General features: G+C 45.6%; 14 protein-coding genes and 1 riboswitch. Of the genes, 4 read left to right on the top strand and 10 right to left on the bottom strand.

Going from position 1 to position 15,901, the window contains the following annotated elements; translation table 11 throughout:
- The first annotated feature begins 102 nt into the window (after positions 1 to 102).
- The gene (locus JM642_RS08695) at positions 103 to 765 is read left to right on the top strand and encodes a response regulator transcription factor (protein ID WP_037419521.1); all 663 of its coding nucleotides are present in this window, start codon (positions 103 to 105) and stop codon (positions 763 to 765) included.
- Between the two features lie 87 nt (positions 766 to 852).
- On the opposite strand, the gene cysB is transcribed toward JM642_RS08695, so the two are convergent.
- Positions 853 to 1,827, bottom strand: a complete 975-nt coding sequence (gene cysB / locus JM642_RS08690; protein ID WP_011622367.1) for an HTH-type transcriptional regulator CysB — start codon at positions 1,825 to 1,827, stop codon at positions 853 to 855.
- Positions 1,828 to 2,054: 227 nt separating this feature from the next.
- On the opposite strand from cysB, the gene zomB reads away from it, so the two are divergent.
- A complete protein-coding gene (zomB, locus tag JM642_RS08685) occupies positions 2,055 to 2,834 on the top strand; it encodes a flagellar motor control protein ZomB (RefSeq protein WP_037419518.1) in 780 nt (259 codons plus the stop codon).
- 144 nt (positions 2,835 to 2,978) lie between these two features.
- Here zomB and topA read toward each other — a convergent pair whose 3' ends face one another.
- Complete coding sequence (gene topA, locus JM642_RS08680; protein WP_069455457.1) at positions 2,979 to 5,615, bottom strand: type I DNA topoisomerase; 2,637 nt, start codon at positions 5,613 to 5,615, stop codon at positions 2,979 to 2,981.
- Positions 5,616 to 5,947: 332 nt separating this feature from the next.
- On the opposite strand from topA, the gene astB reads away from it, so the two are divergent.
- On the top strand, positions 5,948 to 7,282 hold the full coding sequence (gene astB, locus JM642_RS08675) for an N-succinylarginine dihydrolase (RefSeq protein WP_188871547.1): 1,335 nt from the start codon (positions 5,948 to 5,950) through the stop codon (positions 7,280 to 7,282).
- Positions 7,283 to 7,365: 83 nt separating this feature from the next.
- Here the strand turns inward: astB and JM642_RS08670 are convergent, their stop codons facing one another.
- The 8 genes from JM642_RS08670 to JM642_RS08635 form a co-directional block, all read right to left on the bottom strand.
- Complete coding sequence (locus JM642_RS08670; RefSeq protein ID WP_047538930.1) at positions 7,366 to 7,863, bottom strand: GNAT family N-acetyltransferase; 498 nt, start codon at positions 7,861 to 7,863, stop codon at positions 7,366 to 7,368.
- 34 nt (positions 7,864 to 7,897) lie between these two features.
- Positions 7,898 to 8,446, bottom strand: a complete 549-nt coding sequence (locus tag JM642_RS08665) for an NAD(P)H nitroreductase (protein WP_144345663.1) — start codon at positions 8,444 to 8,446, stop codon at positions 7,898 to 7,900.
- A gap of 129 nt (positions 8,447 to 8,575) precedes the next feature.
- Positions 8,576 to 9,169, bottom strand: a complete 594-nt coding sequence (locus JM642_RS08660) for a DoxX family protein (protein ID WP_188871549.1) — start codon at positions 9,167 to 9,169, stop codon at positions 8,576 to 8,578.
- 51 nt (positions 9,170 to 9,220) lie between these two features.
- Positions 9,221 to 10,093 (bottom strand): DUF6279 family lipoprotein, encoded by an 873-nt coding sequence (locus JM642_RS08655; RefSeq protein ID WP_203433457.1) that lies wholly within the window; start codon positions 10,091 to 10,093, stop codon positions 9,221 to 9,223.
- Between the two features lie 178 nt (positions 10,094 to 10,271).
- Complete coding sequence (locus tag JM642_RS08650; protein WP_203433455.1) at positions 10,272 to 11,411, bottom strand: phosphotransferase; 1,140 nt, start codon at positions 11,409 to 11,411, stop codon at positions 10,272 to 10,274.
- A gap of 74 nt (positions 11,412 to 11,485) precedes the next feature.
- Complete coding sequence (gene pnuC / locus JM642_RS08645) at positions 11,486 to 12,151, bottom strand: nicotinamide riboside transporter PnuC (protein WP_037419501.1); 666 nt, start codon at positions 12,149 to 12,151, stop codon at positions 11,486 to 11,488.
- Positions 12,152 to 12,267: 116 nt separating this feature from the next.
- Positions 12,268 to 12,528 carry a hypothetical protein gene (locus JM642_RS08640; protein ID WP_037419498.1) on the bottom strand — a complete coding sequence of 87 codons (261 nt, stop codon included), beginning with the start codon at positions 12,526 to 12,528 and terminating at the stop codon, positions 12,268 to 12,270.
- Between the two features lie 102 nt (positions 12,529 to 12,630).
- Positions 12,631 to 14,832, bottom strand: coding sequence for a TonB-dependent receptor (locus tag JM642_RS08635; protein WP_203433453.1), 2,202 nt, complete (start codon positions 14,830 to 14,832; stop codon positions 12,631 to 12,633).
- 53 nt (positions 14,833 to 14,885) lie between these two features.
- A riboswitch (TPP riboswitch) is annotated at positions 14,886 to 14,995 on the bottom strand.
- A 223-nt stretch (positions 14,996 to 15,218) separates the two neighbouring features.
- On the opposite strand from JM642_RS08635, the gene JM642_RS08630 reads away from it, so the two are divergent.
- The gene (locus JM642_RS08630; protein ID WP_188871557.1) at positions 15,219 to 15,899 is read left to right on the top strand and encodes a Crp/Fnr family transcriptional regulator; all 681 of its coding nucleotides are present in this window, start codon (positions 15,219 to 15,221) and stop codon (positions 15,897 to 15,899) included.
- Positions 15,900 to 15,901 lie beyond the last annotated feature (2 nt).

Raw genomic sequence — 15,901 nt, 5'->3', positions numbered from 1 at the left:
AAAATTTTGTCCTTCTTGCTGCATAAACCAATAGGATCCTCGATTACTTTTCTGTTACATTGGGTTTAATCTTCACGCGCCACGAACATAATCAAAAAAGCCATGAAGCTAGAAAACTTAAATATAATTATTGCCGACGACCATCCATTGTTTCGAAATGCACTACGTCAAGCACTCAGTAGTGCCTTTGAGCGCACCCAGTGGTTTGAGGCTGACAGTGCCGATGCGTTGCAGTCTGTGTTAGATTCACAAAGTGTCAGCTACGATTTGGTTTTACTGGATTTGCAGATGCCAGGTTCCCACGGCTATTCGACGCTTATCCATCTGCGCTCTCACTACCCTGAGCTGCCTGTTATTGTGATTTCGGCCCACGAGGATATCAATACCATTAGCCGTGCTATTCACTATGGTGGTAGTGGTTTTATCCCTAAATCGGCGTCGATGGAAACCTTGAAAGAAGCCCTAACCGCTGTTTTATGTGGGGATTTATGGCTACCTAAAGGTGCTGATATTATACCTATCGAAGATGACAGCACTGATAAAATGGCCAGTAAGCTCTCAGATCTCACGCCGCAGCAATATAAAGTACTGCAAATGTTTGCTGAGGGCTTGCTCAATAAACAAATCGCCTATGACTTAGGGGTTTCTGAAGCAACAATAAAAGCGCACGCCACTGCCATTTTTAGAAAACTAGGCGTTCGTAATCGCACTCAAGCGGTTATTGCTTTAAGTCAGCTTGAAATGGATAAAGTCGATTTGTCATAGTCGTACGTGTCATTTCAATTCTCAACACAATAAAAATGCCGCAATTGATGCGGCATTTTTATTAATTTCACCAATAGTGTAGCTTAATCAACGCATAGGCAGATTTTTATCTGCAAACATCTCATCAATTAATTGCTGATCACGCAATGCGACGGCCTTCTCAACTACATCACGAGTTAAATGTGGCGCAAAGTGTTGAATAAAATCATACATATAACTTCGTAAGAAACTACCCTTCCTGAAACCAATTTTAGTGGTGCTATGGGCAAATAAATGGCCAGCATCGATGGCAACTAAATCTTTATCAATATTTGGATCAATCGCCATAGAGGCAATCACTCCTACACCTAAGCCTAAGCGCACATAGGTTTTCAGCACATCAGCGCTGGTAGCACTAAAGACAACCCGCGGCTCAAGGTTTGCACGATTAAACGCTTTCTCAATTTCCGATGCCCGATCAAACCCAAACACATAAGTCACTAATGGAAAACGAGCTAAATCTTCAATACTAATATGAGTCCGTGTCGCCAAGGGATGATCTTTTGGCACAACGACGGAGCGATTCCAGTGATAACAAGGCAACATAATCAAATCGGAATACAAATGCATCGCTTCGGTTGCAATCGCAAAATCAGCATCACCTCGGGCTGCCTGCTCACTGATCTGCGATGGCGTCCCCTGATGCATATGTAGGTTAACTTTGGGATAACGGTCGATAAACTGGCGAATGATATGGGGTAAAGCATAGCGAGCTTGGGTATCCGTTGTCGCAATATTCAATTCACCTTGATCCGGTTTTGTATATTCCTCAGATACTTTTTTAATACTTTCAACTTTACCTAAGATGTCATTGGCGATATTAATCACCTGCTGTCCAGCTGGCGTCACATGGGTCAAATGTTTACCACTGCGACCAAATATTTGAATACCTAATTCATCTTCCAACATGCGAACTTGCTTACTGATCCCAGGCTGTGATGTGTATAAATTTTCAGCTGTGGCCGATACGTTAAGGTTATGCTTTACGACCTCAGCAATATACCTGAGCTGTTGCAGTTTCATCTTATGTCCTTGTCTCAAACAGGCTGAAATGGATTGGTTAAAATAGCACCACTCAGTATCAGCTATAATCAATCGTTATAGTATATAGTAAAAATTAAAGCAAATAGGAATATAGAGCACAAGTCTTATGTTTCAAACGACAGAAATGATAACCTAGGCTAAGATAACTATGCTAGTTTATTGATTTATTGTAGCATTAGCTCAATTGGATAAATAATGGAACAGCTATGACATTCACCTTGGTTCTGATCCTCATCGGTGCACTATTACTGCTTGTTATCGGAATTAACGTAATACAACAACAAAAAGAACGTGCAGAGGCTGAACGTAGGATTGAATTTGCCCGCCAACGTGCGATTCTTGATGAAACAGAAACCGTATTATCCAATACAGGGATGATACCTTGTAGTACACATATAATGTTAGTGCTCTATCGCCGTGTTCAAGATGCTTTGGAAATGGCAACATCACTGAGCACAAGCCAACAACAAGCTGATTTTCAACGTCGACTTGCCGATATCAAAAATCAAATTGATTCATTACAAGCTAACCCACCTCAAGTCCCGCCGATTGAGAATTTTAGATTGCCTGATAACGACAAACAAACTTTGGTGTTAGTACAAACGTTAAAGAAACTAAAAGCCATTTTGCGTGCAGAGCATAACAAGGGGAGAGTCGACCCAGCGGTGTTTGGTCAGGAAGAAAATCGTATTGATAGTTTACAGCTCAGAATTAACGTTGACTCTATGTTGTCACGTGCTCGCGCCGCAAGTTTTATGAAGCAATACGGATCTTCAAAGCAAATGGTGACTAAAGCATTAGCCACTTTGCATGCGATTAAAGCGCAGACGCCAAACGACCCCTTCATCGCCCGTAAAGTCGATGAAGCCAAAATGCTATTAGATGAAATTATGGGCGCACAAAAACTCACTGCACCCAGTGCACCTAAGCCCAAGAATGAAGAAGACGATATCGATATGCTGTTTCAACCGAAAAAGAAATGGTGATCAATCTTTAAAACACAAAAGCCAAGTCAGTGACTTGGCTTTTTTATTGGTTGAAATCTAACTTAAGCAGTAACACAACCTAGAGCATATTCACAAAGCGTTCATCCTCAATGACGATTTGTGAACATGCCCATAAGCACATGTTTATTTCTTCGCTTTCTTCGCTGATGATTCACTTACCCATTTACCATTAACATAATGGGCGGACCATCCAGTGGCTTTACCGTCGACTTCCGTCGCCACATATTGCTCTTTGGTCTTACGGCTAAACTTCACCGCCGCCTTATTGCCGTCATCATCAGCGATAGGTGCATCTGCAAGATACTGATACTTAGGCCATAAGAGTTCACGGTATTTCACTAATTCTTCAACCAGTGGCGCACGGGTTTCCCTCGATTTAGGGAAGGTACTGGCCGCTAAGAATATCCCTGCCGCCCCGTCACGCAGCACAAAGTGCGCATCCGACTTGCTACATTTAAGCTCTGGTAAGTAAATAGGATCTTCTTTTGGTGGCGCCGCTTCACCGTTTTTCAGTAACTTACGAGTATTCTTACATTCCGCATTCGTACAACCGAAGTACTTACCAAAACGACCGTTTTTCAGTTCCATATCATGACCGCAGCGGTCACATTCGATTAATGGGCCTTCGTAACCTTTGATCTTAAATTGCCCTTCTTCGACTTCATACCCCTCACAAACAGGGTTATTACCACAAACATGCAGTTTGCGTTTTTCGTCGATAAGATAACTGTCCATTGCCGTGCCGCAAATACCACAGCGGTGCTTGGCACGCAATGCATCGGTTTCGGCATCTTCACTATCGCTGATCGCTTCAATGCCTGGCGTTAAGTTCATGGTGGTTTTGCAGCGCTCTTTTGGTGGCAACTCGTAACCAGAACAACCGAGGAATACCCCTGTTGTGCCTGTACGGATCCCCATTGGACGACCGCAAGTAGGGCACTTAATATTGGTCATCACCATTTGATTGAGGCGCATACCGCCCTCTTCCGGTGCTAATTCTGCTTTCTCTAATTGTTTAGTGAAGTCAGCATAGAAACCATCGAGCACTTTTTTCCAATCCAACTCACCCTTAGCAACATCGTCGAGGGTCTGTTCCATACTGGCGGTAAAGTCATAGCTCATCAACTCGGCAAAACTATTGACTAAGCGTTCACTGACTATTTCGCCCATTTTTTCAGCGTAGAAGCGGCGGTTTTCCACTTTCACGTAGCCACGTTCTTGAATCGTCGAAATAATGGTGGCGTAGGTTGACGGACGGCCAATACCGCGCTTCTCTAACTCTTTAACCAATGACGCTTCACTGTATCGCGCTGGAGGCTTAGTAAAATGTTGTTTAGGCTCGAGTTCAACGAGAGATAATACATCCCCTTCGTTCACTGCCGGTAGCGTATTGTCTTCTTCGTTTTTCTTCTTGATTGCAGTTTGAACACGGGTCCAACCGTCAAAGCGCAGGATGCGTCCTGTTGCTTTAAGTTCGTAGTCGCCTGCTTTCACCGTGAGTTTAGTCGCATCGTATTGGGCAGGTGTCATCTGGCAGGAGACAAACTGACGCCAAATTAACTCGTAAAGGCGCTGCGCATCACGTTCCATATCAGTTAAGGCCGCAGCTTCAACATTGACATTTGAAGGACGAATCGCTTCGTGCGCTTCTTGTGCGCCTTCCTTAGAACCGTAGCGGATAGGCTCGGCAGGTAAATACTTGGCGCCGTATTCCTTGCTGATCATCTCACGTACGCTGTCTAAGGCCTCTTGGCTTAGGTTTGTCGAGTCGGTACGCATATACGTGATGTGACCCGCTTCGTACAAGCGCTGCGCCATCATCATGGTTTTCTTCACCCCAAAGCCTAAACGAGTACTGGCCGCTTGTTGCAGGGTGGAGGTAATAAAGGGGGCGGAAGGTTTACTTTGAGTCGCTTTGTCTTCACGGGCAATCACTTTAAAGCTAGCCGAAGATAAGGCCTGCACCGCGGCTAACGCTTGTTGCTCGTTGGTTGGCTCAAAAGCTGAATCTAAATACTTAACCACTTCCATGCGCAGTGCTTCGCTGGCTGGCGTATTAAGCTCAGCATGCACATCCCAAAACTCTTCTGGCACAAAGGCTTTGATTTCGCTTTCACGTTCCACCACGAGACGCACTGCCACAGATTGTACCCGTCCTGCGGATAAACCACGGGCAACCTTCTTCCACAACAGTGGTGACACCATAAAGCCGACGACACGGTCTAAAAAGCGTCGTGCCTGTTGGGCATTAACCATATTGGTGTCGAGGGAAGAAGGCTTACTAAAGGCTTCTTGAATCGCAGATTTGGTGATCTCGTTAAACACCACGCGCTGATACCGTGAAGGATCGCCACCAATCACCTCTTGCAAATGCCAGGCGATGGCTTCCCCTTCACGGTCTAAGTCCGTTGCGAGATAAATTTGGTCAGCAGAATCGGCTAAGGCTTGCAGCTCTTTAACCACTTTCTCTTTACCCGGTAGAATTTGATATTTAGCCGCCCAGCCCTTTTCAGGGTTAACGCCCATACGCGATACCAGCGCTTGATGATCTTTCATCTTTTTGTATCGCGCCTTTTCTTCTGGCGACATCTTCTTTACTTCGGCGGCAGGTTTCACCTTATCGGTGCCGTCAGATATAGAAGATGTAGGCAGATCACGGATATGACCTACGCTCGATTTAACGATGAATTCTTTGCCAAGATATTTATTAATGGTCTTAGCTTTGGCCGGTGATTCGACAATAACTAGCGATTTACCCATAGTTTGATTTGCGCCAAAAAATCTCAAGAAGGTGGAAATTGGCTCCATATATAGAGGGTTGCATTGAGAGTTTCAAGCTAATCCCTCTTTTATATGTACCAGCGAGTCACTTTTTAATCAAAGTTGAAAAAATGTAAAAAAAATAATATTGCGTAATTAAAAACTAATATTTCATTATTTGCCAGCAAGCAAGAAATAGTTATGCATTTATCGCGAAAAAGTCGCTTTGAGCACAAAACCGTGCGCTTGTGCCCACAAAAACCTTCAGTATACTGGGTCGCTTCAGGGACCATTTGAATAAATAATAACCTTCCCTATCACAAGGATATGCAATGAAGCACTTTGAAGCGAATTTCGACGGACTCGTTGGGCCAACCCACAATTATGCCGGTTTGTCTTTTGGCAATGTGGCCTCACTCAACAACGCCGCTTTAGTCTCTAATCCTAAAGCCGCCGCTAAACAAGGTTTGCAAAAAGCCAAAGCACTCGCTGATTTAGGGATGATCCAAGGCATGTTAGCGCCACAAGAGCGCCCCGATCTAAACACGTTGCGCCGAATTGGTTTTTCTGGCAGCGATGCCCAAGTTTTACAACAAGCCGCTAAAACCGCGCCTGCACTACTTAATGCCTGTTGCAGTGCTTCAAGCATGTGGACGGCTAATGCGGCTACCGTGTCACCCAGTGCCGACACCCGTGATGGTAAACTGCATTTTACGCCCGCTAATCTGGTCGATAAGTTGCATCGCAGCATCGAGCCCATCACAACGGGGCGCATCTTAACAGCAACTTTCAATGATCCCCACTATTTTCATCACCATAATCATTTACCTGAGCATAATAGCTTCGGTGATGAGGGCGCAGCGAACCACACTCGCCTGTGTCAGGAATACGGCCATGCTGGGGTTGAACTCTTTGTTTATGGACAAGAGGCGACAAATCCTCATGCTCCTAAACCACTGAAATATCCGGCAAGACAAACCCTCGAGGCCTCGATGGCGATAGCAAGATTGCATCAACTCGAAGAGGATAACTGCGTTTTTATTCAACAAAATCCCGACGTGATTGATCAAGGCGTATTTCACAATGATGTGATTGCCGTGGGTAACCAAAATGTGCTTTTTTACCACGAGCAAGCATTTTTAAATACACAGGCAAAATTGGATGAAATAAAACGCAAACTCAATACCGAGTTATATTTTATCGAAGTTCCAACCGCCAAAGTGGCGATTAACGATGCGGTGAAAAGTTATCTATTTAATACCCAAATCATCACTCTCCCCTCAGGAGAGATGGCGATCATTGCCCCAACCGACTGCCAAGAAAACCCCGCTGTTTATGCTTATTTAAATGAGCTACTCACCTTAAATACGCCAATCAAACAAGTGCGGTATTTCGATGTGAAACAAAGCATGCAAAATGGCGGCGGCCCAGCCTGCTTACGTTTACGGGTTGCCATGAATGAGCGCGAAGTTGCCGCAGTAAATCAGCACACTTTACTTAACGATGCTTTATTTGCACGTTTAAACGCTTGGGTAGATAAGCACTATCGCGACCGTTTATCAACTCAGGATTTAGCCGATCCGCAATTAGTTATCGAATCACGCACCGCACTAGATGAGCTCACTCAAATCATGAAACTCGGGAGCGTATATCCATTCCAGCGATAGTGTTTCAGTAAAAAGTAACGTTAGTTAATCGCATAATGAGGCCCCCAATGTTGGGGCCTCATTTTTTGAGTGCTTCGAATTTATCAGGAAAATAATTCAACTGGGGGGTCATTAGGCGTTAGCTGCAACTCGGTTTCAAACGACATGCCCAATTTTTTCAACAGCGACTTAGAGGCCTGATTATGTGGGCTGACAATCGCGACAATCCGTTCAATCCCTAAGGTTTTACCGAATTCCAGTGATGCCCTAGCGGCTTCAAACGCATAGCCTTTGCCCCAATATTGAGGCAAAAAAGCATAACCTAAATCCACATCCTTCAGCGTGGGTCTTTTAATTAACCCGCAGATCCCAATCGGAAAACCATTTTCGGCCAGTACCACTGCAAATAACCCAAAACCATGCTCGCGATAGCTGATAGCAGGCCCATTAGCGATATAATCCTTGGCGTCCTGCAAGCTACGCACTCCTTTATCGCCAATATTGTCGATAAATCCTTGGGTGTTGAGTAGCACCAAAATAAATGACGCATCATCGGGCGTTAACTGCCGCAGCAGTAATCTTGGGGTTTGGGCAACTTGCATACTAAGGACTCCCATTCAGAGGGGATAAACTAGGTTATAGGTAACGGACGTACTGGCTGCCATCCTTTTGCGGTTTTTTCGGTGCGGCTACCGCTGGGGTGCCAACATATAAAAAGCCGACGATTTGATCCTCTGGCGCTAAACCTAACGCTGCATTCACATTGGCATCGAAGGCAAAATCTCCCGTGCGCCACACTGCGCCTAATCCTAAGGCGAATGCCGCTTGCTGCATTGCCATCGTAGCGCAGCCCGCTGCAATTTGCTGCTCGAGCACTGGCACTTTAGGATGTTGTTGGGTTTTCGCTACAACCGTAATCACCATGGGCGCACGCATCGGCATCCCTTTGGCTTTGTTGATAAAATCTTCATCTGCGCCGCTGGCTTTGGCGGCATTAACATAGATATCCGCTAAGGTGTCTAAACCCTTCCCCGTGGCAATAATAAATTCCCACGGCGCTAACGCGCCATGATCCGGCACTCGAATCGCCGCATCTAAAATGATTTTAAGCTCATGCTCATTGGGTGCTGGCGCGGTTAATCTTGGAGTAGATTGGCGGGTGAGTAAAAGTTCGATAGCGTCCAAGTGATTATCCCTGTTCTTATAAATGGGTGCGTATAAATTGGCTCAAGCATAGCAAATTGCGGCTAAAGAGGTACAAAAAATCCCACGTAAAAGTGGGATTGAAAGCGTTTACAGGCAACGTCGCTCGGCTTACTTTACGCCATAACGCTTAGCGATAACGTAATCAAGACTGGTATAACGCCCACCACCTAGGCTTAAGAGTGCCAGCAACATAATGAAATAGGTCACCGCAAACTCAATTCCATTATTCAATACAACCAAGTTACCTGAACTGGTTAACCAATCGTAATTGCCGTATTGCTGCAACAGGGATTTGGCCTTATCCAGCTTGTCACCCGCTTCGAGCACCCGCTCATTTGCCAGCCATGAACTGCCATCGGCAATTGCCAACCAACCATTAGGCCAATGCACGGTAAAAGCGGCCACCAGCATAGTGATCATCAGCGGGATAGAAATCAGTCGCGTGGCTAATCCGAGTAATAACAAAATCGCCCCAAAAAACTCAGTGCCCGCCGCCAGCGCGGCCATTAATGTCGGCATTGGTAGACCCAGCCCCCAGTCGGGATTCGCAAACCAAGCGACGGTGTCTTCAAAATGTGCGAGTTTGTTATACCCAGCCTGCATCAGTACAGGTGCAAGATAGAGCCTAAGGGCCAAGGGTGCGAGTCCATCAAACAGACGGCTAGCATTGAGTGATTTTTGATAAAATGAAACGAGGGACATGGGCTATATCTTCAACAAAATGACGTTGTTCAATAGACCTTGTCACCAGGATTAATCTTTCATAGTCTTAACAGCCTTTTCGATTCCCTCTTGATTTAATTCGCGAAGATCTTGAATAAGCTTGTTCAGCTTCTTATAAAAATGTTTCGACTGCTTAGGTGTCAAACTAGCATTAATGGCCAGCAATAACGCCCCAAAGGCCTCGGTGTTTTGCCTTAAAATAGCGCGGTGTTTTTCTGATTTAAGCTCGTCTGGCTGTGTCATCAGCAACGTCAAACGCTCGGTCAGCAGCGGAATATCGCTGCGCTGCCCAAGGGCAACCTCAAATTGGCGCAGCCATTCATGGCGGTAGTCGAGCCACATATCTAGGGTGGATAGCCGCTGTTGATTATATTGATGGATAAGGGCTTTTTGATCATCCGTTACGCTCCCCAGCCAGTCATCGAATTGCTCGATAAGATTCTCATCGGCCTCTTGTTGTAACTGCTCTGGAGTTTTACCGGCAAATTCCTTAATCAATTCCTGCTCGTCTTTTCGAGACTGGGTAAGAATTTGCTTTACCTGAGAATCCGTTAATGATGCGATGATCGGCAACATGTCAGGTAGCGCAAACTCAAATAACCTAAACCAATGCCGCTTGGCGAGTGTGACATGCTCAGCCCAAAGCGCAGGGGTTAAGGTATTGGTTTGAATGAGATGTTCAACTTCGGTTAACTGCGCCACATAGTGAGCAAGCTCTTCAGATTGATGCCAACGCACAAACTTTTCGATAAGCCGATCCATACTCTTTTGCTGAGTTTTATCTAAAGTGACATAGTCATCTAATTCCCAACCGATAGCCCAATCCAAAAAATGGTAACTAAACTTAGTCGAACACGCGGATACCCCAAACACCAATACCAACAGCAACAAGGTTTTTTTCATCAATTTGCGTCCTTTCTCTCTTTGTCATCCTACGACACTCAAGTTAACAAAAAGTTGCACCAATAACATAGCAGTAAACATCACGCAGTGTTTGACCTTAACTGTTTTGCTTAAGTGGTTTTACAGAGGATTATGGGTGCAAGCATCTTTGACTAAGTGTGGTAGCGTAAAGATGTGTTTAAGCGTCTTGGCTTACCAGCGGCCAAAAGCTATCAAACCAAGCAAGATACGCCTGCTGACGCTCTACATCGGTTTGCGCCGCCATCAGTAGCGCCCAGTAAAGCGCAAACACCCAATACATTTCAATTGCAGCTGGAATCGCCGTTATTGCTGTGGATGTGAGGCCTGGATGTTTTGCAAGATATTGCTGCACTAAAATATGCCGCTGTGCTGGCGTTAATCTGTGGGTCGCCAGCACAGCGGCCAGCTCACATAAAGGATGAGAGGCAGTCGCGTATTCAAAGTCGATACAATACAGCCGGTTATCCTTTAGCAGCAGATTATGCGGATTTAAGTCTCGATGGCAAAATTGCGCCGCCACCAAACAATCGGCTAACGTGTTTGTCCAACGATGAATTTGCGGTTGTAAGCCCAACAATGAGTCCAACCGCGTCTGCCAAGCGCTACCTTTATCGGTTTCAGCAAAGGCTAATAACTGCTGATGATATTGCTGCCACTGCTCTGTCACGCTGATGTGATAAGGCCCAGCGGATTGCAAGCGTAGCTGTTGCAATAATTGCTGCAATAGAGAATGTGCATAATTTGGGCACTGGAATTCAAGTAATGTCAGCGGTGTGAACTCTGCGGCGAAAGACTGAGGCGTGGGAGTCTCGTATAATGCGCACTCAAGATTTTCAGCATGCGCTTGCAGCCACCTTTGCACCCACAGTTCTCCATGGATGAATTCGGCCGCACTACACTGATATTCCAAGTCGCTCCAGTTAACCACGTGATAAAAATCAGCCCCGTCGCCGAGCATTTCCGGCGTCCGAGAAACGTTAACTCGACAGGCAATCTCCTGTGATTCGATAAATGCACTTACATAGTAACGATGATCGCAACTTGCCCATATCAGCTCAGGCGCAAGCTTTGCCTTAGCTAGATTACGCCAATAAAACAACTCCTGCTCTCGAGAACAAAACCGGTCGGCGGCATCGGCATTAAGACGTAACACGTATTGTGCCGCAGGTGTTTGAATATGATAGTTATGATTACTTAATCCACCCGCCAACTCATGGATATGCGTGATATGGCTTAGCCCTGCCTGGCGTAATATCGGAACCAACCTTGCAAACACCTCAGCAGATAACGGCTGCATTAACGGCTTACCACTGATGTTGCAGTTAAGATCTTAGGTGTTGGCAGTTGGTCCATATCAGTATTTGTCATCACTTAACCAAGTAACTTAGCGGCACGTTCGCCATTAAGATTGAGACGACTCTCGGCCAGTGCGGTGCGCCATAGGAAATAGCCCACAACAGCTAACCCCACATAAAGCACAAATAATAATGAGGTCAGCATAAGGCCTTTACTCAAGTAGAGGTAAATCGACACCAGATCGATAACGACCCAATACAGCCAGTTCTCCAACACTTTTTTGGCGACTAAATAGGTGGTCATCACCGCAAAACAGCTGGTCGCAGCATCGAGATAAGGAAAAGAAGCTTGAGTAAAGGTCGCCATCCCATGACCAATGCCAAGGGAGACTAGCGTCGTTGCAGCAATCAACTTTAAATGTGTTTTCAGCGGCCAAGTGGTCACCTTAACACCTTGATGTTTATCACCACCTTGAGTCCAGAGCCAATATCCATAAAGTGCCATGCCCATATAATAGATATTGAGCATCGACTCCATCAGCAATGCTACTTTCCAAAACAACACAGTGTAAATGGCCGTGCTGGTAAATGCCGCCGCCCAGCACCATACGCTTGCCTTCATTGCCAGTAGCAAATACGCCATGGCTAATACCACAGCAAGTGCTTCCCACGCGGTCATCACATGGACTTCCCCAAGGGCGGCATTAACACTATTGACTAGCGTTAACCATAAATCTGTCATTGCCTTACTCTCACGATAAATCGCATTCTAAAAACCTGTAGGCTTGAGCCGTAACTGAGTGAGCGAGCCTTAAATTAACCACTGATATCGCGCAGTGGCCAAGCTCATTAAAGGCGTTACTCGCTGTGGGCTAAATTTAGCTCGCCACCAATAAACTTACACACAAACACAGCTTTGCCCCACTTCTCATGGGCGGCTTGCATTTCGGTGGCCAGCATCGCCATCACATCTTGATAGTCGCCGCACACTTGGGTCGCCATCGCATTGGTCACGCGCTCAATCGTTGGATAACTGTCCAAACGATGAATAAACCATTTAATTGGATCGAGGTAGTTTTCATTAAAAGGATACATGCTAATTTCGGCGGTCAGTTTCATCTTCAATCCTTATTTCAAATACTTATCATAAAAATAGCCGCACCGTGAAACGGTATAGCATGAAGCCTCAAGTCTCTCTCCACAGCGCGGCTAGCTTGGGTACTACATAAACTTAACGTTCAGTGTTACCCCAATTTGGCGTGGGTCGCCGTAGCGGATATATTGTTTTTCCGCCCAGCCATTATCAGGCTCATTACCAAAATAGAAGCCACGAACGCCATATTCTTCATCAAATAGGTTGCGGCCCCATAAATATGCTGACCACGCACTTGCCTCATAACCTAAACGCGCATTCACAACAGTATATGGCTCGGAGCGCGAATCGTTACTGTCTGAGTAGTAAAACTCGCTCTTACCACTCATATTCAAGTTGGCAAACCAACCCGAGTTCGCACGATAGGTACCGCCTAGGCTATAGGTTAAGTGCGGTGAATGGGCCAGATCGCGCCCCGTTAAATCCACATCAGTACCGTATTTATCTTGATATTGGTAATTACCGTAAGCAGTCTGTAACCAACCAAGGCTTGAGTAAAACTGGAGATTATCCGTGGCATACCAAGTTGCATCCAGCTCGGCACCGTAGTTGTTTGAGCTACCCGCATTTTCAGTGTAGAGAATAAAACGTTGTGGCTTATTAGGATCTTGCTGGGAAGCAGCCACTTGCTGATCCTGTCTATCCATATAGAACAGTGCCAGATTAGTATCGATAAGCCCTTCAAACCAATGGGATTTTAAACCTATTTCGTAGTTGTATAAGGTTTCGGTATCAAACTCTTTTTTATCATTGAGTTCGACTGGCAAAGTCATGTTGAAACCGCCCGCCTTGTAACCTCGCGCCACACGGGCGTAGACATTGTGGGACTCATTGAGCACTTTACTCAGCGCAATATGGCCGCCCCACATGGTTTCGCTCGGGTCAAAATTATCATTGTTAGTGTCGGAGTAATGACTATTACGACGCTCCACACGCAGCCCCATAGACAAGGCATAGTCAGCACCTAAATCCGTATCCAGCTGACCAAATACGGCGTAATTGGTTGCTTCATATTCAGAATCTAACACCTCATCAGGCCAAGTATTATATTCAGAATACAGTTGGTTATCTTCTTTAAGGTTCATCGCATAAACCCCAAGTAACCAGTCGGTTGAGCCGGCAAAAATACGGCCTTGGTCAGTCGAGCTCAAACGAAACTCTTGGGATAAGGTTTTACGCTGACCGGTTTTGTCCCAAAAGTAATCATACTGACAAGGCGATACATTACCGCCCTCTTCACATTGTTTAGATGCCCAATACTCAGAATTGGCCCAATCGCCATCGTAACTATAGTGGTGATCGGTATTGGCAAATGAAGTCAGCGAGGTCAACTCAAACTGCTCTGCCCCCGAATATGTCGCTTTAAAACCTGCGCCGGTGGTGCGCTGGCTATCGACACCCGGTTGATCAGATAGGGTGTTTGTCGGATCGTTGGTTAAACTCCAGACATCATAACCGTTATCAAAATCGGCATGCAGCAGGGTTAAATCGAGTTGCAGATCATCGGTGGCATACCAGCGCAATTTAGCGCGACCAGTAAATTCATCGCGGCCATTAGTATCTTCTTTATTTAAATAGATATTGTCGCGATAACCGTTTTGCTGATGTTGCTGCAGTGCCACACGATACAGCAATTTGCCGGAATCGCTTAAGGGACCTGAGCTAAAACCACTGAAGGTTTGTAGATCGTCATTACCTAAAGAAACCTCGGCGCCATGTTCAAACACATCGGTTGGGTCGTTACTCTTAAGGTAAATTAAGCCCGCTAACGCATTGGCGCCATAACGGGTTCCCTGCGGGCCGCGTAACACTTCAACCTGCTGCAGATCGTACATGCTCGACACCATGCCGATACCGGATAAATCAATATCATCAACAATATAACCAACGGATGAGTTAGGCGCGCCTTGATATTGCTCCTGCTCACCCACGCCACGGATCTGAAAATACTTGGGGCGAGAACTACCACCTGACCAGTTAAAGTTGGCGATGGAGTTCATCACATCTTCAAAGTGCTGGGCGCTTTCATCTTGAATTTGCTGGGCATCGATAACGGTAATGCTTGAAGGCATTTTTTCTAAACTGGCACTGCGAAAATCCGCCGTAACCACCATGATTTCCATATTATTATTGGGATCAGGTTTGTCGATAGCATCGGTTTGCGCCCATGCCGACGCACTTAACGCCGCAGAGACGGCCAGCGCTAATGGTGCACGAGTTAACGATATCGTGAAGATTGAAGATTGGTTGTTAGACTTTTTGTTAGACATAGGACCTCAAATACATGTTTGAGATCCGGCAACGAATAAGCGATTCAGAAGTGTGCTGTTGATTGGCCCATTCCTACGCCGGTATTAGCCGGATCAGGTTCTAAGGGTTCGTCTGATGACATCTCAGTCTGCCGAATGTTGGCAAACACCCCTTGGCGGCGCTTAGTATACATGACGAAAATAATAAAGTAGACACACTTGTGCCGGCGATATCCTTAAATATCACTAAAACCTTGTCTTTCTACACAATGTTAAAAATCTTATGCCAAACGCCCGCAATCCCAATGCCTAAAATCGCCAGTCAACTCCTTTGGCCCATTTGACCGTTTATCACGATAATGTTATAGAAGGCCGCCATTTTACATAGGATGAGAGGATCATACTCAATGCAGCTAAAACCGTTAGCCAAAGGACGTTATAGCCAGCGATGGGAGCAAGACTATCCCCTTATTGAAGCGGTGATACTCAGCTGTATCAGCGAAGTTAAAATGCTTAAAAAAGGCGCCCATCTAATGACACAAGGTGAAGCCATGACGTCACTGGTGTTGGTAAAACAAGGGCGCGTGTCGCTTGGCCATACCGCCAGAAATGGTCGATGTTTTCAATTGGGGACTATCGATTGTGATTCGCAACTCTTTGGTGAAATGGAGTTTTTTACTCAATATCACTGCCAATTGGATATTATTGCCAATGAAGCCTTAGAAATCATGGTCATTAGCGCCGAAAAACTACAATATTCCCTCGGCCAGCACCCACAGCTAGCGTTATTTTTTGCCAGCGCCATTGCCATTGACTACCAAGACACCGTCGATATTTTTACCCGGCGCCTGCTGTATCCCATCAGCTATAACGTGGCATATGATATTTACCACGAATATTTAAATGATTTACCCGTTGATGGCTTTAGTAAGCGTTATTTAGAAGCGGAGCGATTTGGTACAACCGATCGAGTTTACCGACGGGCACTACAGTTGCTTGAAGAACGTGGCCTGATTGAACGCAATAAAGAAGGCATAAGGATTAAAGATCTCAATGCCCTTAAACAATTCGTTGAAGCTGCGATATAACC

Source organism: Shewanella sp. LZH-2, from assembly GCF_016859145.1.
Classification (GTDB): Bacteria; Pseudomonadota; Gammaproteobacteria; order Enterobacterales; family Shewanellaceae; genus Shewanella; species Shewanella xiamenensis.
Note: the sequence above shows the minus strand (reverse complement) of the source record. Positions and strands in the feature narration are given on the sequence as shown.